Annotated in this window: 27 protein-coding genes; 15 read left to right on the top strand and 12 right to left on the bottom strand. The window is 63.2% G+C overall.

All coding sequences use genetic code 11. From position 1 onward, the window contains the following. Positions 1-76 precede the first annotated feature (76 nt). Entirely contained in the window at positions 77-895 is an 819-nt protein-coding gene (locus ABIA96_RS02545; RefSeq protein WP_354135434.1) for an aldo/keto reductase, read from the top strand. A gap of 225 nt (positions 896-1,120) precedes the next feature. Here the strand turns inward: ABIA96_RS02545 and ABIA96_RS02540 are convergent, their stop codons facing one another. The 4 genes from ABIA96_RS02540 to ABIA96_RS02525 all read right to left on the bottom strand — a co-directional run bounded on the left by ABIA96_RS02540 (position 1,121) and on the right by ABIA96_RS02525 (position 3,925). Then, on the bottom strand, positions 1,121-1,336 hold the full coding sequence (locus tag ABIA96_RS02540; RefSeq protein WP_354135433.1) for a hypothetical protein: 216 nt from the start codon (positions 1,334-1,336) through the stop codon (positions 1,121-1,123). A 95-nt stretch (positions 1,337-1,431) separates the two neighbouring features. Then, on the bottom strand, positions 1,432-1,884 hold the full coding sequence (locus ABIA96_RS02535) for a hypothetical protein (protein ID WP_354135432.1): 453 nt from the start codon (positions 1,882-1,884) through the stop codon (positions 1,432-1,434). 82 nt (positions 1,885-1,966) lie between these two features. Continuing rightward, positions 1,967-3,199 (bottom strand): aminotransferase-like domain-containing protein, encoded by a 1,233-nt coding sequence (locus ABIA96_RS02530; RefSeq protein ID WP_354135431.1) that lies wholly within the window; start codon positions 3,197-3,199, stop codon positions 1,967-1,969. A 198-nt stretch (positions 3,200-3,397) separates the two neighbouring features. After that, entirely contained in the window at positions 3,398-3,925 is a 528-nt protein-coding gene (locus ABIA96_RS02525) for a DUF3124 domain-containing protein (RefSeq protein ID WP_354135710.1), read from the bottom strand. Positions 3,926-3,992: 67 nt separating this feature from the next. On the opposite strand from ABIA96_RS02525, the gene ABIA96_RS02520 reads away from it, so the two are divergent. The 4 genes from ABIA96_RS02520 (at position 3,993) to ABIA96_RS02505 (ending at position 9,441) form a co-directional block, all read left to right on the top strand. Continuing rightward, positions 3,993-5,717 carry a cation:proton antiporter domain-containing protein gene (locus tag ABIA96_RS02520; RefSeq protein WP_354135430.1) on the top strand — a complete coding sequence of 575 codons (1,725 nt, stop codon included), beginning with the start codon at positions 3,993-3,995 and terminating at the stop codon, positions 5,715-5,717. 190 nt (positions 5,718-5,907) lie between these two features. Continuing rightward, complete coding sequence (gene ribB / locus ABIA96_RS02515) at positions 5,908-6,984, top strand: 3,4-dihydroxy-2-butanone-4-phosphate synthase (protein WP_354135429.1); 1,077 nt, start codon at positions 5,908-5,910, stop codon at positions 6,982-6,984. Between the two features lie 137 nt (positions 6,985-7,121). Beyond that, positions 7,122-8,336: an acyl-CoA dehydrogenase gene (locus ABIA96_RS02510; RefSeq protein WP_354135428.1), complete on the top strand. Its 1,215-nt coding sequence runs from the start codon at positions 7,122-7,124 to the stop codon at positions 8,334-8,336. A gap of 187 nt (positions 8,337-8,523) precedes the next feature. After that, positions 8,524-9,441 (top strand): MBL fold metallo-hydrolase, encoded by a 918-nt coding sequence (locus tag ABIA96_RS02505; protein ID WP_354135427.1) that lies wholly within the window; start codon positions 8,524-8,526, stop codon positions 9,439-9,441. A 77-nt stretch (positions 9,442-9,518) separates the two neighbouring features. Here the strand turns inward: ABIA96_RS02505 and ABIA96_RS02500 are convergent, their stop codons facing one another. Continuing rightward, positions 9,519-10,373 (bottom strand): DUF1499 domain-containing protein, encoded by an 855-nt coding sequence (locus ABIA96_RS02500; RefSeq protein ID WP_354135426.1) that lies wholly within the window; start codon positions 10,371-10,373, stop codon positions 9,519-9,521. A gap of 195 nt (positions 10,374-10,568) precedes the next feature. Between ABIA96_RS02500 and ABIA96_RS02495 the strand changes: the two genes are divergently transcribed. Beyond that, positions 10,569-11,747: an HTTM domain-containing protein gene (locus ABIA96_RS02495; protein ID WP_354135425.1), complete on the top strand. Its 1,179-nt coding sequence runs from the start codon at positions 10,569-10,571 to the stop codon at positions 11,745-11,747. Between the two features lie 63 nt (positions 11,748-11,810). On the opposite strand, the gene ABIA96_RS02490 is transcribed toward ABIA96_RS02495, so the two are convergent. After that, complete coding sequence (locus ABIA96_RS02490; RefSeq protein WP_354135424.1) at positions 11,811-13,010, bottom strand: ABC transporter substrate-binding protein; 1,200 nt, start codon at positions 13,008-13,010, stop codon at positions 11,811-11,813. Between the two features lie 154 nt (positions 13,011-13,164). Continuing rightward, a complete protein-coding gene (locus ABIA96_RS02485; protein ID WP_354135423.1) occupies positions 13,165-14,793 on the bottom strand; it encodes a fatty-acid--CoA ligase in 1,629 nt (542 codons plus the stop codon). 65 nt (positions 14,794-14,858) lie between these two features. Here ABIA96_RS02485 and ABIA96_RS02480 point away from each other — a divergent pair, with 65 nt between their 5' ends. Beyond that, positions 14,859-15,962, top strand: coding sequence for an extensin family protein (locus ABIA96_RS02480; protein WP_354135422.1), 1,104 nt, complete (start codon positions 14,859-14,861; stop codon positions 15,960-15,962). A 55-nt stretch (positions 15,963-16,017) separates the two neighbouring features. On the opposite strand, the gene ABIA96_RS02475 is transcribed toward ABIA96_RS02480, so the two are convergent. Beyond that, a complete protein-coding gene (locus ABIA96_RS02475; protein WP_354135421.1) occupies positions 16,018-16,701 on the bottom strand; it encodes a L,D-transpeptidase in 684 nt (227 codons plus the stop codon). 337 nt (positions 16,702-17,038) lie between these two features. Between ABIA96_RS02475 and ABIA96_RS02470 the strand changes: the two genes are divergently transcribed. From ABIA96_RS02470 to ABIA96_RS02460, 3 genes are all read left to right on the top strand, one after another. Further along, positions 17,039-18,016 (top strand): magnesium transporter CorA family protein, encoded by a 978-nt coding sequence (locus tag ABIA96_RS02470; RefSeq protein ID WP_354135420.1) that lies wholly within the window; start codon positions 17,039-17,041, stop codon positions 18,014-18,016. A 186-nt stretch (positions 18,017-18,202) separates the two neighbouring features. After that, on the top strand, positions 18,203-18,436 hold the full coding sequence (locus ABIA96_RS02465) for a hypothetical protein (RefSeq protein ID WP_354135419.1): 234 nt from the start codon (positions 18,203-18,205) through the stop codon (positions 18,434-18,436). Between the two features lie 193 nt (positions 18,437-18,629). Next, positions 18,630-19,259, top strand: coding sequence for a Uma2 family endonuclease (locus ABIA96_RS02460; protein WP_354135418.1), 630 nt, complete (start codon positions 18,630-18,632; stop codon positions 19,257-19,259). 53 nt (positions 19,260-19,312) lie between these two features. On the opposite strand, the gene ABIA96_RS02455 is transcribed toward ABIA96_RS02460, so the two are convergent. Beyond that, positions 19,313-20,065 (bottom strand): SDR family NAD(P)-dependent oxidoreductase, encoded by a 753-nt coding sequence (locus tag ABIA96_RS02455; RefSeq protein WP_354135417.1) that lies wholly within the window; start codon positions 20,063-20,065, stop codon positions 19,313-19,315. 38 nt (positions 20,066-20,103) lie between these two features. Continuing rightward, a complete protein-coding gene (pdxH, locus tag ABIA96_RS02450; protein WP_354135416.1) occupies positions 20,104-20,745 on the bottom strand; it encodes a pyridoxamine 5'-phosphate oxidase in 642 nt (213 codons plus the stop codon). Between the two features lie 92 nt (positions 20,746-20,837). Between pdxH and ABIA96_RS02445 the strand changes: the two genes are divergently transcribed. After that, positions 20,838-21,266, top strand: a complete 429-nt coding sequence (locus ABIA96_RS02445; protein ID WP_354135415.1) for an RT0821/Lpp0805 family surface protein — start codon at positions 20,838-20,840, stop codon at positions 21,264-21,266. Between the two features lie 187 nt (positions 21,267-21,453). Beyond that, entirely contained in the window at positions 21,454-22,419 is a 966-nt protein-coding gene (locus tag ABIA96_RS02440; RefSeq protein ID WP_354135414.1) for a DnaJ C-terminal domain-containing protein, read from the top strand. Between the two features lie 328 nt (positions 22,420-22,747). On the opposite strand, the gene ABIA96_RS02435 is transcribed toward ABIA96_RS02440, so the two are convergent. After that, a complete protein-coding gene (locus ABIA96_RS02435; protein ID WP_354135413.1) occupies positions 22,748-23,521 on the bottom strand; it encodes an anti-sigma factor family protein in 774 nt (257 codons plus the stop codon). Between the two features lie 106 nt (positions 23,522-23,627). Further along, positions 23,628-24,116, bottom strand: a complete 489-nt coding sequence (locus ABIA96_RS02430) for a sigma-70 family RNA polymerase sigma factor (protein ID WP_354135412.1) — start codon at positions 24,114-24,116, stop codon at positions 23,628-23,630. A gap of 171 nt (positions 24,117-24,287) precedes the next feature. On the opposite strand from ABIA96_RS02430, the gene fabI reads away from it, so the two are divergent. The 3 genes from fabI to aroC all read left to right on the top strand — a co-directional run bounded on the left by fabI (position 24,288) and on the right by aroC (position 26,899). After that, a complete protein-coding gene (gene fabI, locus ABIA96_RS02425) occupies positions 24,288-25,106 on the top strand; it encodes an enoyl-ACP reductase FabI (RefSeq protein WP_354135411.1) in 819 nt (272 codons plus the stop codon). Positions 25,107-25,119: 13 nt separating this feature from the next. Further along, positions 25,120-25,719 (top strand): histidine phosphatase family protein, encoded by a 600-nt coding sequence (locus ABIA96_RS02420; RefSeq protein ID WP_354135410.1) that lies wholly within the window; start codon positions 25,120-25,122, stop codon positions 25,717-25,719. Positions 25,720-25,810: 91 nt separating this feature from the next. Then, positions 25,811-26,899: a chorismate synthase gene (aroC, locus tag ABIA96_RS02415; RefSeq protein WP_354135409.1), complete on the top strand. Its 1,089-nt coding sequence runs from the start codon at positions 25,811-25,813 to the stop codon at positions 26,897-26,899. Positions 26,900-26,955 lie beyond the last annotated feature (56 nt).

Genomic DNA, 26,955 nt, shown 5'->3' with positions numbered 1-26,955 from the left:
TCCATCACCGAAGAGTCTGCTCACGCGGCATCGCCGCGCGCATCCGGCGGGCTGAAATACCTCAGGAGCCTGTTCAATGGACAATTTGAAAACACAGGGCATCAGCATGCCCAAGCTCGGCCTTGGCACTTTCCGCATGCAGGGCGATGCCTGCCGTGCCGCGGTCGAGAGCGCGCTGTCGATCGGCTATCGTCACATCGACACCGCCGAAATGTATGCCAACGAGGAGGCCATCGGCGCCGCGCTGGCGGCGGCCTCCGTGCCGCGTGGCGAGCTGCACGTCACGACAAAGGTCTGGCATGAGAATTTGGCGCCGGACGCGATCCGCCGCGCCTTCGATGCCAGCCTGAACAAACTCAGGCTCGACCACGTCGATCTCTATCTCGTGCACTGGCCATCGAAGTCGGCGAACTGGGGCGCGGTGTTCGAGACCTTGATGAAGCTGAAGGAAGAGGGACGCACGCGCGCGATCGGCGTTGCCAATTTCACTACGGCGCTGCTCAAGATCGCGGTCGAGGACGTCAAGGCGCCGATCGCCTGCAACCAGATCGAATATCACGCGATGCTGGATCAATCGAAGGTGCTGGCCTATCTCAACGCCAAGTCGATCCCACTCGTCGCCTATTGTCCGCTCGCGCAGGGGCGCGCCGCGTCCGATCCGGTGCTGGCCGAGATCGGTGCGAAGCACAACGCGAGCGCCGCGCAAGTCGCGCTGAAATGGTTGCTTGACCAGGATGGTGTCGCCGCGATTCCAAAGGCATCACGTCGCGAAAGCCAGCGGGCCAATCTGGATGCGTTGAAGATCAAGCTCGACGATGCCGACCGCAAGAAGATCGCGGCACTGCCAAAGGACAAGCGCTGCGTCAATCCGGGCTTCGCGCCGGCCTGGGATTAGGCAACTCTTTCTCTCCGCTAGCTCGGAATCGTAGGGTGGGCAAAGGCGCACTTGCGCCGTGCCCACGATCTCTCGCGATGGAAAGAATTCGTGGGCACGCTTCGCTTTGCCCCCTACGATAGTGTATTCGCCGAGAGATACCCTTCATCAAGCGCCATAGCCGATGCAAAGAGCAACGCACAGAAATGGCCCCGCAAGGGGCCATTTCCATATCTGCGTTGCGCATTAATCCCAGTGGCGGTGACTGCGCTTGACCACGACGACACGGTCGTGATGGTGCCAGCCGCGATGCCAGCCATTGTCGCGATGCTCGCGCATTTCGGCGCGGGCGCCGTAACCGTGATGACCATGCTTGATCACAACGGTTTCGGCACTTGCCAGCGTCGGTGCAACAATCGCGAGCGCGCCGATAGCTGCAACCACATAACCAAGTTTCTTCATGATGTCCTCCTCCAATTCAATGCAAATAAGAACGGCGCATGCGTGCGAACGTTCCGGAGGAATGGAAGGAGAATTCTGAACGGATGTTCAGGCAACTAATCGCAGTGTTGCTGCGCAGGCGTCTGTGCGCCCGTCTTGACATATTTGCCGTCCCTGATCGTGTACTCGCCGCGCTCGCTGCGATTGTAGATCGCGCGCAAGCTACCCTGCTTCGAGAGCAGCAGCCCGAACTCCCGCGTCTGTTGAAGCGAGGGGAAGTACACCATCACGTTGAGCAGGCCTTCGGCGTTCACCGTGGCGGACACCACCTCGTTCTCGTCCTTGGCGTCGCCGAAATTGCGCCGGTACATCACCCGACCGTCCTTCCGGATTTCGTAAGTCAGCAGCGCGCCCTTGTCGCGGTCGGGCCGAGCCGCGCAATCGACGGCCCATGAGCCGAGCAAGCCCCATTGCTCGACCGTCGCCGCAAGCGTCTCGGCTTGAGCGAGCGGTGCGAACGTCATCCAAAGCACCGCCGCCGCGATCCAGCGGCTCAAACAACGCATCATGTCCTGAAAGGCCCCGCCTCGAAGAGGTCCAAAGTGTAGCACTTTCGTCCCGATCGTCCGCGGCAGCCGGCCTAAGCGAACATCACGCCCGCTTCTCGACGTTGGCGCTGCGGGCGGGCACGCCGAACTCCTTGCGGCAGACCTCCGCCAGCACCGCGACGCCCTCGCGGATCTGCTGATGCGAAGGGCTCGCAAAGCACAAGCGCAGGCGTGAGCCTGAATAGCCCTTGTTGGTCGACCATTCCGGCCCCGGATTGATCGAGACCCCGGCGGCAAGCGCGGCCTGATAGAGCTTGAGCGTATCGACCTGGTCGGGCAGCTTCACCCACAGGAAGATGCCGCCCTTGGGCTCCTCGAATTCGGCCGCGGTCCCGAATTGCTCGTTCAGGGCCTCCATCAGCGTGTCGAGCTTGGTGCGCAACGCCTTGGTCAAGGCCGGCACATGGCTTGCGAAATGCGACCGGCAATAGGTCGCGAGCACCATCTGCTCCAGCGCGCCGGAGCCGGCATCCGTCTTCAATGCCAACATCCGCGACATCACATCCCAGGGTGCGACGATGAAGCCGACGCGCAGCGCCGGCGCGATCGACTTCGAGAACGAGCCGATATGGATCACGCCGCCATGTTTGCTCAAGGCGTGGATCGCGGGTGGCCGCTGGCCGGACCAGACAAGGTCGGCATAGCAATCGTCCTCGAAGACAGGCACGCCATATTCGGCCGACAGCCGCAGCAACTCGAGACGGCGTGTCTCCGGCATGATGCTGCCGGTCGGATTTTGCACGGTCGGAATGGTGTAGATGTATTTCGGCCGGATGCCGCGGCTCTTCAGGTCGGCCAGCGTCGCGGCCAGCGCGTCCATGCGCATGCCGTCGTCGTCGAGCGGAATGCCGACGGTGTTGACACCCAGCCGCGTCAGCCTCTGCAGTGATCCCTGGTACGTTTCCTGCTCGACGATCACGGTGTCGCCGCGCGCCAGCAGCGTGGTGTTGACGAGGTCGAGTGCCTGGAGCGAGCCGGAGACGATCATGAGATCGTCGACCGTGCAGCTGATGCCGCCATCGCGCTTCAGCTTTGTCACCAGGAATTCGCGTAAGGGAAGGTAGCCTTGAGGACCATGCGCCAGCCCGTAAGTGGCGAGCGATCGGCCCTCGCGTTGCAGGACCTGGTTGGCTGCGTCGATCAGCTCGTCGAGCGGTACCTGCTCGGAATCGTTGTTGCCGCCGACGAAGCTGTATTTGGCGAGGCCCGTCCAGCGTGCAGAAGGGGCCGGCAGCCCTGCGGGAAACAGGGGCGCGAAATCGAAGCTGGACGTCATGGGAGCGTTCCTCGTTGTTTTTATTGAGCGGCCGGCCGTGTGCCGACCGGGCGCTGAGATTTCGATGATGTCATCATGCCAGTGTTTTGCCCGACGCGTCAAACAGAATTCGTAAAATCAGCATTCGTGTCGCGTGGGGCGAGCAAGCCGTTGATTTTGCGGGTTGGGCTACTGTGCATGGGGTTGTTTTCGGGTTTTCTATTTTTTTCCTGCCGTCCTGGTCGGACGGCCCTGGCTGATGAAAGCGTAATGCGCATTGGCGACGCCGCCGACCATCAAGGCCTCGACCACCGGCTCGGCGATCTCGCCCGTTGCGGCCCAGTCGACGATGAAATTGGCCCCGGTCCCGCCGCGCACGTCGTCGGTCGGAATGAAGATCGAGATGGTGGCGAGCGGCTTCACGGCGACCGGCGCCTTCAGATAGCTCTCGACCTGTTTGCCAGTCGTGTCGAAATAGGCAATGCGCTTGACCACCAGCGGCTGCGTTTCGGAGGCATTGTGAACGCTCAGCGTCACCGAAAAATCAACCCGCAGCTTGCCCTGGCTCATCGCGACGCTGGAATAGGCCGGTACGTAGAAGCCGCCGGAGACCCCCAGTTCCTCCTTCGGCAGGGCGGTCAGCGAATCGGCAAAGTTTTGCTCGCTATTGACTTTTGGCTGCGCGAGCGCTGGCTGGGCGAAGGCGAGTGGGCATAGCAGCATTGCAGTGACAAGACCGGCCCGCATGTGACGAATTGCTCGCTTGCCGCGCTGCACTTGGTCTCTAGGGTGCGGCAAAACGGACCCATCTGGCATGCACGAGCTCATTCGCGACATCACTCTCTGTATCCTGTTTGCCTGGATGCTGGGCCTGCTCGCCCATTTCTCCCGGCAACCGCTGATCCTGGCGTACCTTATCGCTGGCTTCTGCATAGGTCCATTCGGCGCCGGCTGGGTCAAGTCGCAGGAATCGATCAGCGTCATCTCCGAACTCGGCCTGATCTTCATGCTGTTCATGATCGGTCTCGAGATCGACCTGAAGAAGATCGTGCGGGCGGGCAAGGTGATCCTGTTCGCGGCCGGCGGCCAGCTGCTCGGCGGTTGCCTGCTCGGCATCCTGTTCTTCGGAAGCCTAGGCTTGTCGCTCGGCGGCGGCCATTTCGACGCGCTGTATCTCTGCATTGCCTGCGCGCTCTCCTCTACCGTCATCATCGTCAAGGTGCTCTACGAGAAGCGGGAGCTCGACACCTTGCCCGGCCGCGTCACGCTCGGCGTGCTCGTGCTCCAGGATATCTTCGCCATTCTGTTCCTGGCGGTGCAGCCCAGCCTCGCCAACCTGCAAATTGGTGTCATCCTGCTCTCGATCGGCCGGGTCGCGGTGCTGGTCGCGGCCGCGCTGCTGGTCAGCCGCTATGTGCTGCCGCGCCTGTTCCACCAGATCGCCCGCCGGCCCGAGCTGATCCTGCTCGGGGCTCTCGCCTGGTGCTTTTTCGTCGCCGAGACCGCCGAGCGGCTCTCGCTCTCGCGCGAGATGGGCGCGCTGATCGCCGGCGTCTCGCTCTCGACCTTCCCTTATGCGCTCGATGTCACGGCCAAGGTCACGACGCTCCGCGACTTCTTCATTACGCTGTTCTTCGTGGCGCTGGGCATGACCATTCCCGTGCCCGGCCTTTCGGTGATCGGGCTGGCGCTGATGATTGCCGCCTTTACCGTGGTGAGCCGCCTCGTCACCACCTTCACGCCGCTTTATCTGATGAAGCAGGGTTTGCGTGCGAGCCTGCTGCCCGCAATCAATCTGGCGCAGATCTCCGAGTTCTCGCTGGTGGTGATCCAGACCGGCGTCGCCGACAATCATATCGCGCCGGACACCGCGAATGCGGCCTCCTTCGCCTTCGTGGTGCTGGCCGTGCTCTCGACCTTCGTCATGACGCGCAGCGACGAGATTACCCGCTGGGCGATCGGCCCCCTCAAGCGGATCGGCCTGCGCGATCTCGATCACGGCCATGCCGAGGAGGGCCACGAAGGTGGCCACGGCGAGGCCCGCCGCATCGTGATCCTCGGCTTTTTCCGTGCGGCGAGCGCGCTGCTGGCGGAGATCGAACGGCAGACCCCGGTGCTGCTCGAGCAGATCACGGTGATCGACTTCAATCCCAATGTGTACCAGACCCTGCTTTCGCGCGGCCTGCACGTGATCTATGGCGACATCAGCAGCGCCGACACGCTGCTCCATGCCGGGATCGGCAAGTCCGAGATGATCATCCTCAGCGTGCCGGACGCGCTCCTGAAGGGCGCCAGCAACGAGAAGCTGGTTCGCCACGTCCGCACGCTCAACCCCAACGCCCTGATCGTGGCCACGGCCGATCTCCTGTCCGACGTCGGCGAGCTCTACGCGGCCGGCGCCAGCTATGTCACCGTGACCCGGCTTAGCGACGCCCATGAATTGTTTACGGTGATTGAGGCCGCCCAGGCTGGGCTGTTGGCCGACAAGCGCGCCGAGTTCGATGCGCGGCTCGGCGAGCGGCGCGAAGTGCTGCCCTGAGACCGGTGCGGCCGGCTTCCGTCCGGGCCAAGCGCGCCTATATCGCTGGTATCTTCGGTGCAAGCCTGAAGCCCCTCAACGGGCCCGCAGCCCGGAATATCCGGTTGCATCCAGGACACTAGCGCTGGAGCCCAAGTCCGGCTAAGGCGTCCGGCTAAGCCTTCGGCCCACAACCGATAGAGATTGGGACATGCCCGATACCGTTCAGGAAGTTTTGCAGGCCTTTGCCCGGGGCGAACTCGTCGTCGTGACCGACGACGACGATCGCGAGGGTGAGGGTGATTTGATCGTCGCCGCCTCGTTCTGCACAGCGGAAAAGATGGCCTTCATCATCCGTCACACCTCCGGCATCGTCTGCGCGCCGATCACCACCGAGGACGCGCGCCGGCTGCGGCTCGATCCGATGGTCGCCCACAACGATTCCGCCCACACCACAGCCTTCACGGTCTCGATCGACTACAAGCCCGACGGCGGCACCGGTATCTCGGCCGAGGAGCGCGCCTCCTGCTGCCGTGCGCTGTCCAATCCCAATGCCGGCGCCAACGACTTCGCTCGTCCGGGCCACATCTTCCCGCTGATCGCCAAGGATGGCGGCGTGCTCCTGCGCTCGGGCCATACCGAGGCCGCGGTCGATCTCTGCAAGCTCTCGGGCCTGCCGCCGGTCGGCGTCATCAGCGAATTGATGAACGACGACGGCAGCGTGATGAAGGGCGAGCAGGTCGCCCGTTTCGCCGCGCAGCACAAGTTGAAGCATGTCACCATCGCCGACATGATCGCCTATCGCCAGGCCCGCGAGAAGCTGATCGAGCGGGTCTCGACCTTCACGACCGAAAGCCCGATAGGGCCGCTCCAGGGCTATGCTTACCGCTCGCCGTTCGATTCCATCGCTCATGTCGCCTTCGTCTATAACGGCGTCGGCGACGGCAAGGACGTGCTGACGCGCTTCCACAAGCCGAACATCGTCAAGGACACCTTTACCGGCCACAAGCGCATGGCGGCCGTGCTCGATCACTTCAAGAAGTCAGGTCGCGGCGTGCTGGTTTATCTGCGCGACGGCGCGGCTGGCGTCCCCGTGGCCCCACTTCCTGATGAGAGCGCGACGGAAGCCGACCGCAATCGCCAGTGGCGTGAAGTCGGCGTCGGCGCGCAGATTTTGCGCGATCTCGGCGTCACCTCGATCCGCCATCTCACCTCGTCGGTGCACGACTACAAGGGCCTCTCGGGCTTCGGCATCGAGATCGTCGCCAACGAGCAGCTTGAAAGCTAGCGCTGTCATTCCGGGACGCGCGACGAGCATCCCCGGGATTCACGCAGATCAGGACATCTGCAACGCAATTGCACTTGTTGCGCCGGCGCTTTACTTTGTCGGGCAAATTTTGACGGAACCAGACGAAAGGACGTTTCATGAGCGTGCGCCCTCAGGCCAAGGACAAGCCGACTTCGGCTTCTTTCCAGTGGGACGATCCGTTCCTGCTCGACGAGCAGCTGACCGAAGACGAGCGCATGGTGCGCGACACGGCGCGCGCCTACGCCCAGGACAAGCTGCAGCCACGTGTCACCAAGGCCTATCTTGAAGAGAATACTGATCGCGAGATCTTCAACGAGATGGGCGAGCTCGGCCTGATCGGTATCACGCTGCCGGAGGAATATGGCTGCGCCAACGCGAGCTACGTGGCTTACGGCCTCGTCGCGCGCGAGATCGAGCGGGTCGATTCCGGCTATCGTTCGATGAATTCGGTGCAGTCCTCGCTCGTGATGTACCCGATCTACGCCTATGGCGACGAGAACCAGCGCAAGAAGTACCTGCCGAAGCTCGCGAGCGGCGAGTGGGTGGGCTGCTTTGGCCTGACCGAGCCCGACGCCGGCTCTGACCCGGCAGGGATGAAGACCCGCGCAGAGAAGGTCTCGGACGGCTATCGCCTGACCGGCAGCAAGATGTGGATATCGAACGCGCCGATCGCCGACGTATTCGTGGTCTGGGCCAAGTCGGCCGAGCACGACAACCAGATCCGCGGCTTCGTGCTCGAAAAGGGCATGAAGGGCCTCTCCGCGCCGAAGATCGGCGGCAAGCTGTCGCTTCGTGCCTCGATCACCGGCGAGGTCGTGATGGACGGCGTCGTGGTTCCGGAAGACGCGCTGCTGCCCAACGTCTCCGGCCTCAAGGGCCCGTTCGGCTGTCTCAACCGCGCCCGCTACGGCATCTCCTGGGGTGCGCTCGGTGCCGCCGAGGATTGCATGCACCGCGCCCGGCAATACACGCTCGACCGCAAGCAGTTCGGCAAGCCGCTCGCCGCGACCCAGCTCGTGCAGAAGAAGCTCGCCGACATGGAGACTGAGATCGCGCTCGGCCTTCAGGGCTCGTTGCGTGTCGGCCGCCTGATGGACGAGGGCAAGTTCGCCCCCGAGATGATCTCGATCATGAAGCGCAACAATTGCGGCAAGGCGCTCGACATCGCCCGTGTCGCGCGCGACATGCACGGCGGCAACGGCATCTCGGCCGAGTATCATGTGATGCGCCACGTCCACAACCTCGAGACGGTCAACACCTACGAGGGCACCCACGACGTCCACGCCCTGATCCTGGGCCGCGCGATCACGGGCATTCAGGCGTTTTTCTGAGAGCCACGGATTCCGTGGTCGTTGTTCTGCTGAACTGTCATCGCCCGCCTTGTGCGCAGTGCGCACTGGGGCGGACGATCCAGTATTCCAGAGACCTCGCCTTTATCTCGGACGCCGCGGCGTACTGGATACCCCGCCTTCGCGGGGTATGACGGCAGAGAGTGTGGCGGTACGTACAGGAAGTCCAATGTCCGAAAACGACGACGTCCCGTTCAACCGCAATTTTCCGCTCAAAGCACGTGTCGTCGAGGAGGTCCGCCCCGGCGTGCGGCGTGTGCTCTGTAACAATCCGAGCCCGTTCACCTTCACGGGCACCGTCAGCTACATCGTAGGCACCGGTAACGTCGCGATCATCGATCCCGGCCCGGACGATGCGGCTCATGCGGCCGCGCTGCTCGACGCCGTGCGTGGCGAGACAGTGAGCCATATCTTCGTCACGCATACCCATCGCGACCACTCGCCCAATACACCGCGCATCAAGCAGGCGACCGGGGCGCCCGTCTATGCCGAGGGCCCGCACCGCGCGTCGCGACCGCGCTTCGAGAGCGAGAAGCACAATCCGGAATCCGGCGCCGACCGCGACTTCACGCCTGACGTCCGGATCGCCCATGGTGACGTCGTCGAAGGTGCCGGCTGGCGGCTCGAGGCCGTGGCGACGCCCGGCCACACCGCCAACCATCTCGCGCTCGCCTGGCCCGAGCGAAAGTTCAACTTCGTCGGCGATCACGTCATGGGCTGGTCGACCTCCATCGTGGCACCGCCCGACGGCTCGATGACCGACTACATGGAGTCGCTCGACCGGCTCGCGGCGCGCGAGGAGGATCTGTATTTCTCCGGCCACGGTCCCGAAATCCCGGACGGTCCGCGCTTCGTGCGCTTCCTGATCCGTCACCGCAAGGCGCGCGAGGCCTCGATCCTGCACCGCCTCGCCAAGGGCGAGACCGACATTCCGACCATGGTGCGCGCAATTTATATCGGCATCGATCCCAGGCTGACCACGGCCGCCGGCTATTCCGTGCTGGCGCATCTGGAAGACCTCGTCGCACGCGGCGTTGTCGCGACGGATGGCGATCCTGTGATCGGCGGGACGTACCGGATGGCTTGAGGGCGAATAGCGAATGGTCAGTAGCGAACGGGGGAGGGGCCTTCTATTCGCCACTCGCTACTCCCCACTCGACCCCTTTATTTCTTCACCGTCTTCGCCGGCGCCTTCGGCGGCGCGACCGGTGTCTTCTTCACCGGCTTGAGCGCATCCGCGTCGGCTGCGGTGTTGAGATCGTCGATGAATTTGGTCACGCGCGCGGCGTTGCTGCCGAGATCGCTCTCGAAATAGCGCGAGGCGGAGCGGATATCGACGCGGGAATCATCGCCGTCAGGCAGGACCCTGATCGAGATGTCCTCGCGAAAGCCCATGATCGGCGTGCGCGCCACCGCCTCGATGCGGCCCATGCGGCGCGGCGGCTGTGGCTCGCGTTCGTCGATGACGGTCCATTTGCGCTTGATGACGAGCTGGCGTGCGATGGCATAGGCGCGGTCGACGGGGATCTCGAGCTCGATCGGCTCGATGTCGGGATAGAAATGGCGTTGCTGCTCGGCCGAATAGAGACCGGCATAAACGGCGGTGTTGGTGCCGTCGCCGGTGCGCAGGCGCGAGAGCGCGTCGAAGCGCGGCGGGTCGATCGGGTCAGTGGTGATGTCGTGGATCGGCGGTAGCTTGCGATAGAGCAGAGCTTGATAAGCGGGATAGGCGAGGATCGCCCCGTCGATCAGGAAGGCGAGCAGGATGAGCGCCATGCCGCGCGAGCCGTTCTGCCAGATCGCAGCAAAGCCGGCGAGGCCGAACAGGATGGACAGTCCGGCAATCGCGAGCCCGCCGAAGAAGGTGGCCAACGCCGGCTTCATCTCCAGGAAGTCGAAACGGACGATGATGGTCGACACCACGACGGCCACTACCGCAAACACGGCCAGATTGCGCGCCCAGCTCGCGAGGCTGGACACGGGCTCCGACTGATAGGGAGCGGAAAACCTGCGGGCCATGCTGTTCCATCACCGATGTGAGTCGCCGCTTGAGGACAGGGACGACGGGAGGCAAACTGACCTAGCGCATTTTCCGCGGCGCTGTGAAGCGGTTTATCCCCGGTTCTGAACCGGTGAAAAACCGGGGCCGTAGCGATCGAACCAAGGGCCCGCGACGCGCCACATACGAGTGTATGGTGGTTCGCGGGAGGGGCCATGGGGAAGCAGGGCAATGCGGAGGATGGCGGTGTGGCTCTGCCGCGGCGTCTGTTTTTGCTGCGGCTGACGATCCTTGTCCCATTTTGCACCGGGTTGGTGATGTCCCCGGGGCTATGGACGGGGCCGCGGTCTTATCCAAAGGTGCCGGTCTGGTCGCTTTTGCCACCGATCGGGGACGCCGTTGCGGCTGTACTCTATGGGGCGCTTTTCGTGCTGGCGGGGCTTGCCATGATCGTTCCTCGCGCTCGCTGGCCGATCGCGGGCCTCCTTGCCATTATTGTCACGTTCTGCCTTGCGGACCAGACGCGGTGGCAGCCCTGGGTGTTTCAATACGGCTTCCTGCTCGCGGTCGTAGGGCTCGCGGGCGGCGGCGACACCGCGCCGGTCGACGATCTCCAGACGCTGAACCTCGCCCGCCTGGTGATCGTCTTCACCTACGTCTTCTCCGGGCTCCAGAAGATCAACCTCAACTTCATGGAGAATGAGTTTTCCTGGATTATCACGCCGATCACCAGCCTGCTTCCGTCGATGGCCATTGCTCTCGATGCCTTCGGCTTTTTGGTCCCCTTCGTTCAGGTGGCGTTCGGCGTCGGTCTGTTGACCCGGCGCTTCCGTCGCGCCTCGCTCGCCGCCGCGGTTGGCATGCACATCTTCGTTCTGGCGATGTTCGGTCCTCTGGGGTTGAACTGGAACGACATCGTCTGGCCATGGACCGCGGCCATGGCGGTGTTCGACGTACTGCTGTTTTCAGGCCCCGCTGAGTTCGCCTGGCGCGACATCGTGTGGAACGTGCGCGACCTTCGCCATGGCGCCGCAGTGGCGCTGCCAGCGCTGAGTTTCTTCAATCTCTGGGATTCCTACCTGTCCTCGGCGCTCTACTCCGGCAATCTCACCGAGGCGCAGATCTATCTCAGCGATCTCGGCGCGGCCGCGACGACGGGCAACGTCCGCCCGTATCTGGTCCGCATCTCGGAGAATACCAACGTGCTCAATCTCCAGCGCTGGGCGATCGAAGACCTCAACGTGACGCCCTATGCGGAGACGCGCGTGTTCAAGACCATCGCGAAAGACGTGTGCGGCACGTTGCGCAATCGCGATCAGCTCGTGCTTGTCGTGAAGGAGCAGCGGATGTTCTTCAGTCGGCCGGAGGCGGGCTTCCGCTGTTCGCAGCTTTGAAAAAAGACGAAGAGGCGCGCCAGCTGGCGCGCCTCTCTTTCACCGCCGAGTTTGGACCAGTCTTCAGTGCGTGACCAGCGGGCAGGCCGAGTCGGACAGCTTTCCGAACGCCTCCTCGCCCGACATGGTCTGAACCAGCTTGTAGTAGTCCCAGGGATATTTGGACTCCTCGGGCTTTTTGACCTGCATGATGTACATCTCATGTTCCATCAGTCCGTCGGCGCGGATCTTGCCGTTGCTGGTGAACATGTCGTCGATCTTCATCTTCTTGAGCTCGGCCATCACCTTGTCGGAGTTGGCGGTACCGGCGGACTTGACCGCGTTGAGATAGGTCATGGTCGCCGAATAGTACCCCGCCTGATTCATGGTGGGCTCGCGCTTGGTCTTCTCATAGTAACGCTTGGCGAAGGCGCGGGTCTTGTCGTTGAGATCCCAGTACCAGCCGGTGGTGAGAAAAAGGCCCTGCGAGGTCTTGAGCCCAAGGCTATGGATGTCGCTGATGAAGGCAAGCAGCGCCGCCGGCTTCATCGTCTTGGCGATGCCGAATTCGTCGGCAGCCTTGATCGAGTTGGTGAAGTCATTGCCGGCATTGGCGAGGCCGAGCACCTGCGCACCCGAGTTCTGGGCCTGGAGCAGATAGCTGGAGAAGTCAGAGGTCGAGAGTGGGACGCGCACGGCGCCAACGACCTTGCCGCCATTGGCCTCGACGACTTTCGACGCGGATTCCTGCAACTGCGTGCCGAAGGCGTAGTCGGCAGTAAGGAAGAACCACGACTTGCCGCCCTGCTTCACCATGGTCTTGGCGGTGCCATTGCCGAGCGCGGTGGTGTCGTAGACGTAGTGGATGGTGTAGGGCGTGCAGTCCTTGCCGGTCAGCGACGCGCCGGCGGCGCCGATCGCGATGAACGGAATCTTCTTCTCCTTGGCGACATTGTTCATCGCCAGGCTGACGCCGGTGTTCGATCCGCCCAGTATCATCGTCACGCCGTCACGGTCGGCCCATTCGCGGAACTTCTGGGCACCGAGGTCGGGCTTGTTCTGGTGGTCGGACACCACGAACTCGATCTTGTTGCCCAGCACGCTGCCGCCAAAATCGTCGATCGCCATCTTCGCCGCCTCGACGCCGCCTGGCCCGATCACGTCCGCGTAGAGGCCGGACATATCGTCGATATCGCCGATCACAACCTTGTTGTCAGCCGCGTGAGCTGCCGTAGCCGTCATGGCGGCAGCAACCAGCCAAGGGATCGTCCGTACTGCTTTCATCCTGAGCGTTCCTCTTATTGTCCTTAAGTGCGGCGCAAACTTAGGGAGCCGGGCTCCCGGCTCCAATTCGTCTTTGGTCGCGTCGCCCAGACAAAAATCCGGCCCCAAAGCAGGAATCGTGGGGGCCGGAACACGAGGTCTTGGTTGGGGCTACTTAAGGCGCCGCGTTCGGGAAGCGATATTCCTTGAACTGGTCGCGCAGCGCGGTCTTCAGGATCTTGCCGGTCGCGGTATGCGGAATGCCGTCGACGAAGGCGACGTCGTCGGGCATCCACCATTTGGCGATCTTGCCGTCCATGTATTTCAGGATGTCGTCGCGCGTGGCCTGCTGGCCCTGCTTGAGCTGCACGATCAGCAGCGGCCGCTCGTCCCATTTGGGGTGGAAGACGCCGATCACGGCGGCCTCCGCCACGGCCGGATGGCCGACCGCGAGGTTTTCGAGGTCGATCGAGGAGATCCACTCACCGCCGGACTTGATCACGTCCTTGGAGCGATCGGTGATGTGCATATAGCCGTCCTCGTCGATGGTCGCGACGTCTCCAGTGTCGAAGAAGCCGTCCTCGTCGAGGATGTTGGCGTCGAGACGGAAATAGGCCTTGGCCACCGCGGGGCCGGAGACTTTGAGGCGGCCGAACGTCTTGCCGTCCCAGGGCAGCTCCTTGCCGGAATCGTCGGTGATCTTCATCTCCACGGCGAACGGCGCATAGCCTTGCATCTGCAGCACGTCGAGCCGCTTCTCGCCGGTCGCGTTCTGGAACGGCGGCTTCAGCGCCGAGACGCTGCCGATCGGGCTCATCTCGGTCATGCCCCAGGCGTGGCGGACGTTCGAGCCCATGTCGAGGAAGGCCTTGATCATGGAACGCGGCATCGCAGAGCCGCCACAGATCACCATCTTCAGCTCCGGCAGTTTCAGATTATTGGCTGCCATGTGCTGGAGCAGCATCAGCCACACCGTCGGGACGCCGGCGGTGTGCGTCACTTTTTCGGTGGAGAGCAGCTCGTAGACCGAGGCGCCGTCGAGCTTGGGCCCGGGCATCACCAGCTTGGTGCCCTGTGACGGCGCGGAGAAGGCGATGCCCCAGCTGTTGGCATGGAACAGCGGAACCACCGGCAGCATCGTCTCGGCGGCACTGGTGCCGAGCGCGTCGACATTGTTGGCCATCAGCGCGTGCAGCACGTTGGAGCGATGCGAATACAGCACACCCTTCGGGTCGCCCGTGGTGCCGGACGTGTAGCACATCGCCGCCGCCGTGTTCTCGTCAAAGTCCTTCCATTTGAATTTGCCGTCGGCCTCCGCGATCCAGTCCTCGTAGGCCACGACGTTCTTCAACGTGGTCTGCGGCATATGCGCCTTGTCGGTGAGGATGACGTACCGTTCGACGCTTGGCAGCTTGTCGGCGAGCTTTTCCAGCACGGGGACGAAGGTGAGGTCGACCATCACGATGCGATCCTGCGCATGGTTGATGATCCAGGCGATCTGCTCGGGGAAAAGGCGGGGATTGACGGTATGGCAGATGGCACCGATACCCATGATGCCGTACCAGACCTCGAGATGGCGCCAGGTGTTCCAGGCGATCGTGGCGATGCGGTCGCCGAGCTTGATGCCGTCGCGCTCCAGCATCTGCGAGACCTTGAGCGCGCGTTTGTGGATATCGGCGTAGGTGGTGCGATGGATCGGTCCTTCGACCGATCGCGTGACAACCTCCTGCTTGCCATGAATCTTGGCGGCGTGTTCGATGATCCGGTGGCAGAGCAGGGGCCAATCTTGCATCAAACCGAGCATTCAGACGTTCCTCCGAGAAGTCGCTGGGCGCGTTGTCGCTCTCAGCGCAGGGCCAAAGAATTGTCATGAGTTTTAGCCTGCCGGACTTTCGCCGCAAATGGTCTTGTCGCGGCAATATGTCCGCCCGCGCGGCAATGGTTACCGTGACGCTGGGGCTGTCTCTTGTGCTGTCTGAGCCCGCGCATACGCGAAACTATGCTGCGCCGCTCGATATCTTTGGTCTTGGTACACCACGGCCGCGCGGGAGCGCTCATTCCGCCAGGGTATCGACCAAGATACCGCTACCAAAACCGCGCCCTGAGGAGGCTCCCAAAGCAACGGACGAGGCAGTGCCGGAAGCCGACGGCAAGCCTTCTCCTGATAAACCCGGCGCCAGCAAGCCGGCCGAGGCGGCGCCGCCTCCCGAGAAACAGCTCTCGGCCTGCCGTCTTGCGCTGAGCGAGGAGATCGCGGTCGCGCCGTCCATTCCCGATATCGATGGCCCCGGCGCGTGCGGCGGCGAAGATCTGGTGCGGCTGGAAGCGATCGTGCTGCCAGACAAGCGCAAGGTCGCACTTAAGCCGGCGGCGATCCTCCGCTGCACCATGGCATCAGCGGTCGCCGATTGGGTCCGCACCGACATGGTGCCGTTGGCCACCAGCCTCGGCTCGACCATCACCGACCTCGACAATTTCGACAGCTTCGAGTGCCGCGGCCGCAACCGCGTTGTCGGCGCGATGCTGTCCGAGCATGGCAAGGCCAACGCGCTCGACGTGCGCTCGCTCAAGCTTGCCAACGGCCAGTCGATCGGCCTGACCGACCGCACCCTGTCGCGCGACGTGCGCGAGCGCGTGCTGCATTCGGTCTGCTCGCGCTTTTCCACGGTGCTCGGCCCGGGCTCGGACTGGTACCACGAGGACCACATCCACCTCGATCTCGCGCAGCGGCGCAACGGCTACCGGATCTGCCAGTGGAACGTCTGGGACCCCTTGCCCCATGTCGCTCCCCTGTTGCCAGCCGACCGCCCCGAGGAGGCACCGCCACGCGAGGTCGCGGCCAAGTCGGTGGGCGTCAAGGATCGGGCTAACGATGGGGCTAACGATCAGGAGAGCGCGAAACCCGCCGCGGCGCCGGTCAAGCCGGCAGCCGACTCCGGCAAGAGCAAGCCGGCAACAAAAAAGCGCCGGTGAGACCGGCGCTTTTCAGGAGCCTCGGGCAAGGCTTGATCTGTAAGATTCGGCCCGTTCAGTAAGAACTGGTACTAGAACCGCCGCCCTGGAGGGCGAGGCGCGAGTTGTAGGGCGAGTCGCCGTGCTTCGGCTCGAGCACCACCACAATGGTGCCGACCTTGACGCGGCTATAGAGATCGATCGCGTCCTCGTTGGTCAGGCGGATACAACCCGACGAGATCGAAGCGCCGATATATTCAGGCTGGTTGGTGCCGTGAATGCGGAACAGCGTGTCCTTGCCGCCCGAGTACAGATACATCGCGCGCGAGCCCATCGGATTGTCCGGACCGGGGGCGACAAAGGTCGGCACGCCCAGGCGCGAGATCTCGCCGGGGGTCGGATGCCACGCCGGCCATTCCGTCATGCTGCCGACCTTGGCGATACCGGACCAGGCCATGGCCTCTTCGCCGACGGTGATGCCGTAGCGGATCGCCTTGCCACCATCCATCACGTAGTAGAGGTAATGATTGTCGGAATCGACCACGATCGAGCCGGGCGATTCCTTGCGATGATAGTCGACGATGGCACGGCGGAATGGCTCTGCTACCGGAGTATTCTCGTACCGGATCTTGGCAAGGAGCTCCTTGTCCTTCGGCTTGAAATTCTGGGTGTTGGTGGCCTCGAAGTGCGTGGCCTGCATGCAGCCCGACAGCATGAAGCCGGCAGCCAAAATTCCCAACATAATTTTCAGCGACGACATGGTTTGGTTCCAATCAAAACAACACCGCGCAGGTCCTGAGCGTAGCACCCAAGCCCTTCGACTCCGTTGATTTCATTATCGTTGAAATCTGCCACAATTCCAGCGTTTAGAGGCTTTTCCCGCGCTGCGAGACCCAACCTGTGGCTTTTTTGCCGCAAGTTTTGCAGCCTTGTGCTGATTTTTGGGCAAGAGATGCCAAAGTGTCGATTCCGTGCCACGGTTGCGCCACGGAGCGGCCACAAATGCAAACGCGCCGCTAATGTGCTTGTCATCATGAACTTGTCAGAATCGCGCTAAGGGCTGTCATTCTGTCGCAGGCTGTCCGCTGGAGTTGTTCATGTTTTCTGTGTTTGTTCCGACCGACTCCTCCCTGAAGAAGGCTGTTGTCGACGATCTCGCGGCAGTGCCGGAGCACGCGGTGTGGATCGACCTGGTCAACCCGACCGCGGCCGAGGACAAGGCCGTGGAACGGCTTTCAGGCATCGCGATCCCGACCCGGGAGGACATGCAGGAGATCGAGATCTCCAGCCGTCTCTATATCGAGAACAGCGCGCGCTACATGACCGCGACCCTGATGTGCCAGTCCGATACTGACATGCCCCGGACCACGGCGGTGACCTTCATCCTTGGCGACCACCGACTGGTGACGGTGCGCTACGATCAGCCCAAGCCGTTCGCGCTGGTCGAGGCCAAGCTGGCCCGTTCCTGCGCCCCCGCGATCACCGGCGAGATGGTGCTGATGGAACTCCTGGATGCCGTGATCGATCGCTGTGCCGACATTCTGGAACGCTGCGGCATGGAGATCGACCAGGTCTCGCACGACATTTTCGAGCCCGAGAGCGAGCGCCACGGCCACGCCAAGCAATACTCGCAGATCCTGATCTCGATCGGCCGCAAAGGCGATTTGACCTCCAAGGTTCGCGAGAGCCTGGTGTCGATCGGGCGCGTCGTCGCTTTCCTCTCGGCCGTGGTCGAGGGCGTGAAATGGTCGAAGGACATGCGCGAGCAGCTCAAGACCATGCAGCGTGACGTCGTCTCATTGACCGACCACGCTTCCTATCTCTCCAGCAAGATCACCTTCGTTCTCGACGCCATGCTCGGCGTCGTCAATCTCGAGCAGAACAACATCATCAAGCTGTTTTCGGTCATGGCCGTTGTCCTGATGCCGCCGACACTGATCGCATCGATCTACGGCATGAACTTCAAGGCGATGCCGGAACTCGAATGGGCGCACGGTTATCCGTATGCGCTGGTGCTGATGCTGATCGCAGCCATCGTTCCGTACTGGATCTTCAAGTTCAAGAAGTGGCTGTAATAGCTACCGAGACCTTACGTCGGCCGCAGAGACAGGGCTGATGGTGTCGCAGAATAGAGCGTCATTGCGGCTGCGCGGTGATGTGTGCGCGCCGCCCCAATTCCTCCGGTAAAATTTGAGCGGTGGGCTGAACGTTTGCGCGAAACTTGTCTGCGATAAGCAGCATGTTAGCCGCGAGGAACAACCATGGTTGAAAAACACATAACGACGCCCCGCAACGTCATCGACCTGACGAGCTATCGTCAGGTCCTGGCAAGCGGCAAGGCGCCGTCGTTGTCGGCACGCATGTGCCGGCACTGTGGTGCTCCGCTGCTCGATGGCGAGAACGATGACGACTGCTCGACTGCATTCAACGCTGCCGCTCCAAATGCTGCAACTTTGAGGCTGCGCGAACGGTCGCGTCGAATTCGAGTCGATTGAGGATCGGAAGGAAGGGCGGGCGATCCAGGTCTTGCGGCGGCGTTGTCTGGATCGCCTTGCTTCCGTCCTGTAGCCCTTCCCAGACGTGCAGCGTGTGATTTGGGGCGTAGCGGCCCCTCCAAACACTTCTTATCTCTATTGGCGTTCGTGGCGGAGCCGAGTAGGCTTGCGCCTTGTAACATCGGAGACGCCGATGGGTGTTGGAATCAAAGAGCCTACTAAGGCCGGGCAGATGTCCGGCCAGCGCTTCCGTACGTTCCAGGAAGGTCGTCCGGACCATGAACGGTGGGAGCTCATCGCAGGTGTCCCGATGATGATGACCCCGCCTACCATCGCACACAATCGCATCGCCGGAAATCTCGAGCGTCTGTTGAACGATGCACTCGCCGGTCACGACCGGAGCCGTATCGCGATGCAGCGTCCCGGCATCGAACTCGGCTCGGGTGAATTCCGGCCGGAGCCGGACGTCGCCATCATCGATGCCGAGTACGAGCCGGACCAGAGGTTCGTGGACCGGGCCTATCTGCTGGCTGAGATCGTCTCCGCTACCGACGGCACACGCGTACCCGACACCGAGACAAAGTGGATCGACGTCAAGCGAACCATCTACCTTGCTCATGCTCCTTGCGAGGCGGTGCTCATCATCGAACAGGATCGGATGGAAGTGCGTCTAGACACCAGGACACAGAACGGTTGGACCTGGCAGACGCTCGGTCCGGCTCATGATCTGAACCTGCCTGCATTCGGGCTGCAATGCGCGGTGGCTGAGCTTTATGAGGGGACACCGTTGCAGCCGCGGCGCGAACGAAGGCGCTCTGCTTAGCTTCGGTTGTGATTCCGGGGCGGATCTTGACCATGCTGGAATGACGACGATCGTTACACGTGCTGGCCACCGTTGATGTGGATCTCGGCGCCGTTGACGTAGGATGAGGTGTCCGTGCACAGCACGTAAATGATCTTGGCGACCTCGTCCGGCGTGCCGAGACGGTGCATCGGAATCTGCTGGTCGACGATCTTCTCGGTGCCCGGCGACAGGATCGAGGTATCGATCTCGCCCGGCGCGATGGCGTTGACGCGTACGCCGACGCGGCCGAAGTCGGAGGCCATCTCGCGCGTCAGGGATGCGAGCGCCGCCTTCGAGGTGGCGTAGGCGGCGCCTGCGAAGGGATGCACGCGCGAGCCCGCGATCGAGGTGACGTTCACGACCGAGCCCTTGGCCGCCTTCAATTCCTGGATCAAGCCGCGCGCGATCATGATCGGTGCGAAGAAGTTGACGTGGAAGACGTGCGTCCAGGTCTCGAGTTCGGTGTCGACCGAGCCGAGCCGGGAGCCGCCGGGACCTTTCGGCGAGATCGCGGCGTTGTTGACCAGCGCGTGCAGCATGCCGCCTTCGAGCCGGTTGCGGATGTCGGAGATCGCGCGCGCAGTGTCCTGGGGATTGCCGAGATCGACCTGGATGTGATCCTCAGGGCCTGCGTCCCACGGGCAGTCCTCGGGGAAGGGGTGCCGCGAACAGGTGATGACACGCCATCCCGCCGACGAGAAGCGGATCACGGTGGCGTGGCCGATACCGCGGCTTGCTCCGGTCAGGAGCAGCGTGCGGCGCGGCGCATTGGACGAATGCGGCATGGACATCTTTCAGGTCGGCCCAAAGATCGAGACAAGGCTCAAGGGTACATCCGCGTCTTGGACCATGGCTGGCCGGCCGCGTCACGACGAAATTCGATGCGGTCGTGCAGACGGAATGGGCGGTCGTGCCAGAACTCGATGCGCACCGGCGTGATGCGCCAGCCGCTCCAGCCCGGCGGCCGCGGCACGTCGCCCATGACATGTTTGGCCGCGACCTTTGCGATGGCCTGCTCGAAGGCGAAGCGGCTCTCGAGCTCCTGCGATTGCTTGCTCGCCCAGGCGCCGATCTGCGCCTGCTTCGGTCGCGTCGCGAAATAGGCGTCGGCCTCGGCATCGGTCACCGGCGTCACGTTGCCGCGGATGCGGACCTGACGACGCAGCGACTTCCAGTGAAAAAGTAAAGCCGCCTTAGGATTTGCGGCCAGTTCGCGGCCCTTTTGGCTTGCGATGTGGCTGTAGAAGACAAAGCCCTCGGTATCGAAGCCCTTCATCAGCACCATGCGCACGTCGGGCAGGCCGTCGGGATCGACGGTTGCGAGCGCCATGGCGTTGGGATCGTTCGGCTCGCTCTTGATCGCCTCGTTCAGCCAGGCCTCGAACAGCGCGAAAGGCTCGTCGGCGGCGGTGAAATCACCGGATGTTAAGGGTGTCTGGTGTTTCATCGAGGTCGTGTCGGTCATGTCTGGAGTCCGAATTGCGTCCCGCGGCCCAAAGCGCGCTGTTGTCTGCTACTGCCCTATATAGGGCATGGGGACGCGTTGGCCTATCGGCGATGCGGCCGCCTGGCCTTGTGGTGACGTTGATTTTGATCGGGCTCGGCGCCGGCGGCTGCAGTCTGTCCCGTCCTGACGTCAATGCCTACGCCAAGGCCGACGACAACGACCTCACCGGCTCGATCGCAGGGCCGGAGAATGACGCTCATCCGACCGAGACCGATCTCGCCTTCGCCCGCAATGCCGCCTCCGACGTGTTGAGCAAGGGCGACAAGGACGCCAGCCAGCACTGGGAGAATCCTGAAACCGGCGCGCGCGGCTCGGTGACGCCGATCGCGCAATCCTACGCCGCCGAGGATGGCCGCAAGTGCCGCGATTTCCTGGCGAGCTACGTCAACGGGACGACCGAAAGTTGGCTCCAGGGCGCCGGCTGCCAAAGCAGCCGTGGCCGTTGGGAGATTCATACGCTAAAGCCGTGGCGGAGCTGAGCATGATCCGGACCCGAAGGGCCGCGTTCGCGCAAAGTGGAGGCCGGTTTTCCGATAGGATCATGCTCCAAACGCAGAGAATCGGCTCGATCGACTAGTTGCAAAAATACCACTCCCACCCCACATGGATCACAGGTGGGGCGGGGGAGCCCTTTGAATAATTCGATTCCTGAAGGAGACGTGACGGATGCGCGACCCCTATGAGGTCTTGGGGGTGCCGCGGAGCGCTAACGCTGCCGCGATCAAGAGCGCCTATCGCAAGCTGGCCAAGAAGCATCATCCCGACAGCAACAAGGATGATCCCAAGGCCGCCGAGCGCTTCTCCGAGATCAATTCGGCCAACGAGATCATCGGCGACGAGGACAAGCGCAAGCAGTTCGACCGCGGCGAGATCGATGCCGAGGGCAAGCCGCGCTTCCAGGGCTTTCCGGGGGGCGGCGGGTCGCGCGGTCGCGCGGGTCCCGGCGGGTTCGAGAGCTACAACTTCCGTGGCGGTGGGGCAGGCCCCGGCCAGGGCGCCGGCGCGTTCGAAGACATTCTCAACAGCATGTTCGGCGGCGGCGTGCGCGGTGCGCGGCCCGGGGCCGGCCGCGGTGCCCAGTTCGAATTCGACACCGGCGGGGTCGGGCTCGATCTCGACGTCAACGTCGCGATGTCCGTCTCGCTGGAAGAATCGGTCCAGGGTGGCGAGAAGCGCGTCCGGCTGCCGAACGGCAAGGAACTCAACGTCAAGATTCCGGCGGGCGTCGTCGAGGGTCAGCAGATCCGGCTGCGCGGCCAGGGCGAGACCGCCCAAGGCCATCCGCCCGGCGATCTCCTGATCACCATCAGCATTGCGCCTCACTCCTTCTTCAAGATTGAAGGCGCCGACCTGCGGATCGACCTGCCGGTCACGCTCTACGAAGCTGTGCTGGGCGGCAAGGTCCGCGTGCCCACGCTCGGCAATGCCGTGGAGTTGTCAGTCCCGAAAAACACCTCCAGCGGCCGGACCTTCCGCCTCAAAGGTAAGGGCTTGCCGAAATCTGGTGGAATCGGAGATCTCTTCGTTACCATCAGGATTATGCTACCGGACGGGAACGACGCCGAGCTTGAAGCATTGATGGAAAAGTGGCGGGACCAACATCCCTACAATCCACGTAGCGGGCTTGGTTAGGGCGGCGAGATCGGAACTGAAGGGGGTCTCCTAAAGGTCAAGGGCATCTTCCAGCAGATGATGCTCATCAAACGCCGGAGGCGTGGTAACGCTTCTCGGTTCGTATGCTCGACGTGTCGGATGTCCGGCGGGGCAGCCGATAAAAAGGTGCGGCCTCGAGAGGGGGACCAGCGCGGTACCAAAAACCCCAATCGAGGCCGCCCGCGTCGATCGGCGGATCGAACGCCGCTCATATTCGCGTGAGCACCCGGTGCGATAATGAGACGCACACATGTCTTGATTCCAAATTTTCAATGTCGGAATCGAGGCACCACACTTGTGCAGTTGCTTAGCCGCCGTTTTTCCCGGCCTGGTCGTACACCGCCTGCGCCACCTTGGTCAGGCGATCGCGGTCGGCGCCGCCGCCACTGACGACGTAGCCCACGCCGCGCTCGGCCCAGAACAGCGCCCCATCCTTGTCCGCCTTGGCGTAGCGCATCTGCGTCTCGCCGGTTTCGGTCTTGGCGGTGTAGATCGTATAGCGTTCGCCCGAAGCGCCCTCATACATCAGGAAGGATGCCGGCCCGTTCGGCCCCGGCAGCAGCCGGCCGCCGACGAGCTTGAGCCCGCTCGCCTCCAGATTGGGTGCGAACACGGTCCAGCCGCAGCGTCGGGTCAGCCAGGCCTGGAGGTGGTCGCGCTCGTTGCCGCCGACCTCGACGGGATGGCGGACCTCGACGACATAGAGGCGGTAGGCGTCGAGCGCGTCCGCCGTAAAGCTCTGGAAGGTCGAGGGTGCGTTGGCGGCGCCACGCGCCACCCAGCCGGCCGTGCCGCCGGCAATGAAGGCAACCAGTGTGGCCGCAACCGCACCGTAGAGCCATTGCCGCGGACGGCGCTCCAGCCGCTCGAGCTCCAGCCGGGCCGGCACCGGCTCCTGGGCGACGCTGTCGTAGCGGGCGTGCAGCATCTCGGCCATGGCACGCCAGGACTGCACCCGCTCGGCATCCTCGGGATGTGCGGCAAGCCAGGCTTCGACGTCGGCGCGGCGCTCGGTCGGCAGCTCGCCATCGACAAAGGCGTGCAGCTCATCTTCGGTCACGGGAATATTGCGGTCGTTCATATCGGTCGTCTCTGGCTCTGCGGCCCAAAATATCTTACGCGGTTCAACTGTGCTGCTTCTCTCTCCGTGCAGCGGACGCGGCCTACGCGATGCATCAACCCCGCCATCATTTCACCCGTCTGAGCGCCGGGCGCTCACCCTCCAGCGACGCCTTAACGTGTGCGCGGGCGCGCGCCAGGCGGGACATGACGGTGCCGATCGGCACGCCCTGGATGTCGGCGACCTCGCGATAGCTCATGCCTTCCAGCATCACCAGCAGCAGCACCGATCGTTGCTCCTCGACGAGTGTCGAGAGTGCCCGTTCGATGTCGCGTCCTTCGGCCTCCGTCCCGCTGGCATCCGGGTTGTTGTCCGTCAGCTGCATGAATTGCGGGCGCCTTGCCAGCGAGCGCCGACGGTTCTTGTTGAGGTTGGTCAGGATCGTGTAGAGCCAGCTCCTGACGTCGCCTCCGAGAAACAATCGCTCCGAGCGCAACGCACGCACCAGCGTGTCCTGTACCAGATCGTCGGCCGCATCCGCGTCGCGCGTGAGCGCGCGGGCGTAGCGGCGCAACGCCGGGATCATGGCTTCTACGCTCTGGCGAAACGCACTCATGCCGTCTTGATGTCCTGCCGTTCGGCGCAAGCGCCACAATCATCATAACACCCGAACGGAACGGCTATTCCGGCACTGGAAACAGCGTTAACGCCGCGGATTAGGACTGTACCGCAGGGGAGGGCTGGTGTACCTCCAGACCTTAACCCAGTTCGACGGGACGTTGAGAAAATGGCGCAGAATTCAGCTCTGATGCAAGGACTGATGCAAGGCAAGCGCGGGGTGATCCTCGGCGTTGCCAATAACCGCTCGATCGCCTGGGGCATCGCCAAGGCATGCCGCGCCGCCGGTGCCGAGCTCGCCTTCACCTATCAGGGCGATGCGCTGAAGAAGCGGGTCGAGCCGCTCGCCGCCGAGCTCGGCGCGCTCGTGCTCGGCCATTGCGACGTCACGGATGCCGCGACCATCGATGCAGCCTTCGATGTCCTCAAGGACAAATGGGGAAAGATCGACTTCGTCGTGCACGCGATCGCCTATGGCGAGCAGCTGGATGGCCGCTACGTCGATACCACGCCGGAAAATTTCTCCAAGTCGATGCTGATCTCCTGCTACTCGCTCACCGCACTCGCGCAGCGCGCCGAGAAGCTGATGACCGATGGCGGCTCGATCGTCACGCTGTCTTATTACGGCGCCGAGAAGTGGATGCCGCGGTACAACGTGATGGGCGTGGCGAAGGCCGCGCTGGAAGCCAGCGTGCGCTATCTCGCTGCCGATCTCGGTGTGAAGGCGATCCGCGTCAACGCGATCTCGGCCGGTCCGATCAAGACGCTGGCGTTTGCCGGCATTGCCGATTCACGCCTCCTTTTGAAATATAACGAGGTCAACGCGCCGCTGCGGCGCAATGTGACGATCGAGGAGGTCGGCGATAGCGCGGTCTATTTCCTGTCCGACATGTCGCGCGGCGTCACCGGCGAGGTCCACCATGTCGATTCCGGCTATAACGTGCTGGGTATGATGCGGCCTGAAGCATCGGACACGTCGAAGGACTGATCGCCGCCCGACAATGCCCGTGCCTACAATCTATTATCTTCGCCACGGCGAAACCGAGTGGAATGCGCTTGGCAGGCTCCAGGGCACCAGGGACATTCCGTTGAATGCGCGCGGCCGCGGCCAGGCGGCGCAGGCAGGCCTGATCCTGGCCGATCTCCTCAAGCGCGATGGCCGCGACAAGGCGGCACTCCCCTATGTGTCGAGCCCGCTCGGTCGTGCGCGCCAGACCATGGAACTGGCGCGCGGCAAGCTCGAATTGCCGGCCGCGGATTATGCGTTGGACGATCGCCTGCGCGAGATCGGTTATGGCGTCTGGGAAGGGCTGACGCTGGCCGAGAGTGAAGCGAAAGATCCCGACATCTATGCCAGGCGCCTCGCCGACAAATGGATGGTGGGGCCTGCGGGCGCGGAGACCTACGCCGATGTGCAAATTCGCGTGCGCGCCTGGTACGACGCGCTTCGGACCGACACGGTCGCGGTCGCCCATGGCGGCACCTGCCGGGCCCTGATGGTTTCGCTCGGCCTGGAGACGCCGGCGAGCGCCGCCGAGCTCTATATCGAGCAGGGCGCCGTCTACGTGTTCCGCGACGGCCGGTTGGAAAAGTATAGTTAAGCCAACGCGCAGGTCATTCCAGGCCCCCTTGCGCGTTTGACCCCCGGCCGCTCGCGCGTTACCACACGCCGGACCCAGCCAGCGAGCAGCGATGTCCTTCAACACCTTCGGCCACATGTTCCGCGTCACCACCTTTGGCGAGAGCCACGGGGTGGCGATCGGCTGCGTGGTCGACGGCTGCCCGCCGATGATCCCGCTCACCGAGGCCGACATCCAGCAGGACCTCGATCGCCGCAAGCCGGGCCAGTCGCGCTTCACGACCCAGCGCCAGGAGCCGGACCAGGTGAAGATCCTGTCCGGCGTGATGGCGCACCCGGAGACCGGCGTGCAGGTGACGACGGGTACGCCGATTGGGCTCCTGATCGAGAACACCGACCAGCGCTCGAAGGACTATTCGGAGATCAAGGACAAGTTTCGTCCGGGCCATGCCGACTTCACCTATGAAGCGAAGTACGGCCTGCGCGACTATCGCGGCGGTGGCCGCTCCTCCGCGCGCGAGACCGCGATGCGCGTCGCCGCCGGTGCGATCGCGCGAAAGGTGCTGCCGGACGTGAAGGTGCGTGGTGCGCTGGTGCAGATCGGGCCGCACAAGATCGATCGCGAGAAGTGGGATTGGGACGAGATCGCCAAAAATCCGTTCTTCTGTCCGGACAAGGACAAGGCCGCGGTCTTCGAGACCTATCTCGACGGCATCCGCAAGAGCGGCTCCTCGATCGGCGCGGTGCTCGAAATCGTTGCCGAGGGCGTGCCGGCAGGACTTGGCGCACCGATCTATGCCAAGCTCGATTCCGATCTGGCGGGCGCGATGATGACCATCAATGCGGTGAAGGGCGTCGAGATCGGTGCCGGCTTTGGCGCCGCCGAGCTCACCGGCGAAGAGAACGCCGACGAGATGCGCACCGGCAATGACGGCACGCGCTTCCTGTCCAATCACGCCGGCGGCGTTCTGGGCGGCATCTCCACGGGACAGCCGATCGTGGTGCGTTTCGCGGTGAAGCCGACCTCGTCGATCCTGCAACCGCGCCTGACCGTCGATCGCAAGGGCGCCGACACCGAGATTTTTACGAAAGGCCGTCACGACCCCTGCGTCGGCATCCGCGCCGTCCCCGTCGGCGAGGCCATGATGGCTTGCGTGCTCGCCGACCATTTCCTGCGTGACCGCGGGCAGGTGGGGCGGTAGCGCATGATCCGGAAAAGCGTGAAGCCGTTTTCCGACAAGATCATGCGCCAATTATA

Origin of the sequence: Bradyrhizobium sp. LB11.1, from assembly GCF_040549385.1 — a bacterium.
GTDB lineage: Bacteria > Pseudomonadota > Alphaproteobacteria > Rhizobiales > Xanthobacteraceae > Bradyrhizobium.
This window is presented reverse-complemented; position numbering and strand designations above follow the sequence as displayed.

Bases quoted from the DNA above. Each gene is read 5' to 3' on its own strand.
- ABIA96_RS02510 (WP_354135428.1), top strand. From the start codon at position 7,122: ATGAGCGTGCGCCCTCAGGCCAAGGACAAGCCGACTTCGGCTTCTTTC.
- fabI (WP_354135411.1), top strand. From the start codon at position 24,288: ATGGCGCAGAATTCAGCTCTGATGCAAGGACTGATGCAAGGCAAGCGC.
- ABIA96_RS02445 (WP_354135415.1), top strand. From the start codon at position 20,838: ATGCGGCCGCCTGGCCTTGTGGTGACGTTGATTTTGATCGGGCTCGGC.
- ABIA96_RS02435 (WP_354135413.1), bottom strand. From the start codon at position 23,521: ATGAACGACCGCAATATTCCCGTGACCGAAGATGAGCTGCACGCCTTT.
- ABIA96_RS02525 (WP_354135710.1), bottom strand. From the start codon at position 3,925: ATGCGGGCCGGTCTTGTCACTGCAATGCTGCTATGCCCACTCGCCTTC.
- ABIA96_RS02430 (WP_354135412.1), bottom strand. From the start codon at position 24,116: ATGAGTGCGTTTCGCCAGAGCGTAGAAGCCATGATCCCGGCGTTGCGC.
- ABIA96_RS02460 (WP_354135418.1), top strand. From the start codon at position 18,630: ATGGGTGTTGGAATCAAAGAGCCTACTAAGGCCGGGCAGATGTCCGGC.
- ABIA96_RS02480 (WP_354135422.1), top strand. From the start codon at position 14,859: ATGAGTTTTAGCCTGCCGGACTTTCGCCGCAAATGGTCTTGTCGCGGC.
- ABIA96_RS02520 (WP_354135430.1), top strand. From the start codon at position 3,993: ATGCACGAGCTCATTCGCGACATCACTCTCTGTATCCTGTTTGCCTGG.
- ABIA96_RS02485 (WP_354135423.1), bottom strand. From the start codon at position 14,793: ATGCTCGGTTTGATGCAAGATTGGCCCCTGCTCTGCCACCGGATCATC.
- ABIA96_RS02545 (WP_354135434.1), top strand. From the start codon at position 77: ATGGACAATTTGAAAACACAGGGCATCAGCATGCCCAAGCTCGGCCTT.
- ABIA96_RS02470 (WP_354135420.1), top strand. From the start codon at position 17,039: ATGTTTTCTGTGTTTGTTCCGACCGACTCCTCCCTGAAGAAGGCTGTT.
- ABIA96_RS02475 (WP_354135421.1), bottom strand. From the start codon at position 16,701: ATGTCGTCGCTGAAAATTATGTTGGGAATTTTGGCTGCCGGCTTCATG.
- ABIA96_RS02455 (WP_354135417.1), bottom strand. From the start codon at position 20,065: ATGCCGCATTCGTCCAATGCGCCGCGCCGCACGCTGCTCCTGACCGGA.
- ABIA96_RS02505 (WP_354135427.1), top strand. From the start codon at position 8,524: ATGTCCGAAAACGACGACGTCCCGTTCAACCGCAATTTTCCGCTCAAA.
- ABIA96_RS02535 (WP_354135432.1), bottom strand. From the start codon at position 1,884: ATGATGCGTTGTTTGAGCCGCTGGATCGCGGCGGCGGTGCTTTGGATG.
- ABIA96_RS02440 (WP_354135414.1), top strand. From the start codon at position 21,454: ATGCGCGACCCCTATGAGGTCTTGGGGGTGCCGCGGAGCGCTAACGCT.
- ABIA96_RS02420 (WP_354135410.1), top strand. From the start codon at position 25,120: ATGCCCGTGCCTACAATCTATTATCTTCGCCACGGCGAAACCGAGTGG.
- ABIA96_RS02465 (WP_354135419.1), top strand. From the start codon at position 18,203: ATGGTTGAAAAACACATAACGACGCCCCGCAACGTCATCGACCTGACG.
- ABIA96_RS02495 (WP_354135425.1), top strand. From the start codon at position 10,569: ATGGGGAAGCAGGGCAATGCGGAGGATGGCGGTGTGGCTCTGCCGCGG.
- ABIA96_RS02530 (WP_354135431.1), bottom strand. From the start codon at position 3,199: ATGACGTCCAGCTTCGATTTCGCGCCCCTGTTTCCCGCAGGGCTGCCG.
- aroC (WP_354135409.1), top strand. From the start codon at position 25,811: ATGTCCTTCAACACCTTCGGCCACATGTTCCGCGTCACCACCTTTGGC.
- ABIA96_RS02490 (WP_354135424.1), bottom strand. From the start codon at position 13,010: ATGAAAGCAGTACGGACGATCCCTTGGCTGGTTGCTGCCGCCATGACG.
- pdxH (WP_354135416.1), bottom strand. From the start codon at position 20,745: ATGACCGACACGACCTCGATGAAACACCAGACACCCTTAACATCCGGT.
- ABIA96_RS02540 (WP_354135433.1), bottom strand. From the start codon at position 1,336: ATGAAGAAACTTGGTTATGTGGTTGCAGCTATCGGCGCGCTCGCGATT.
- ribB (WP_354135429.1), top strand. From the start codon at position 5,908: ATGCCCGATACCGTTCAGGAAGTTTTGCAGGCCTTTGCCCGGGGCGAA.
- ABIA96_RS02500 (WP_354135426.1), bottom strand. From the start codon at position 10,373: ATGGCCCGCAGGTTTTCCGCTCCCTATCAGTCGGAGCCCGTGTCCAGC.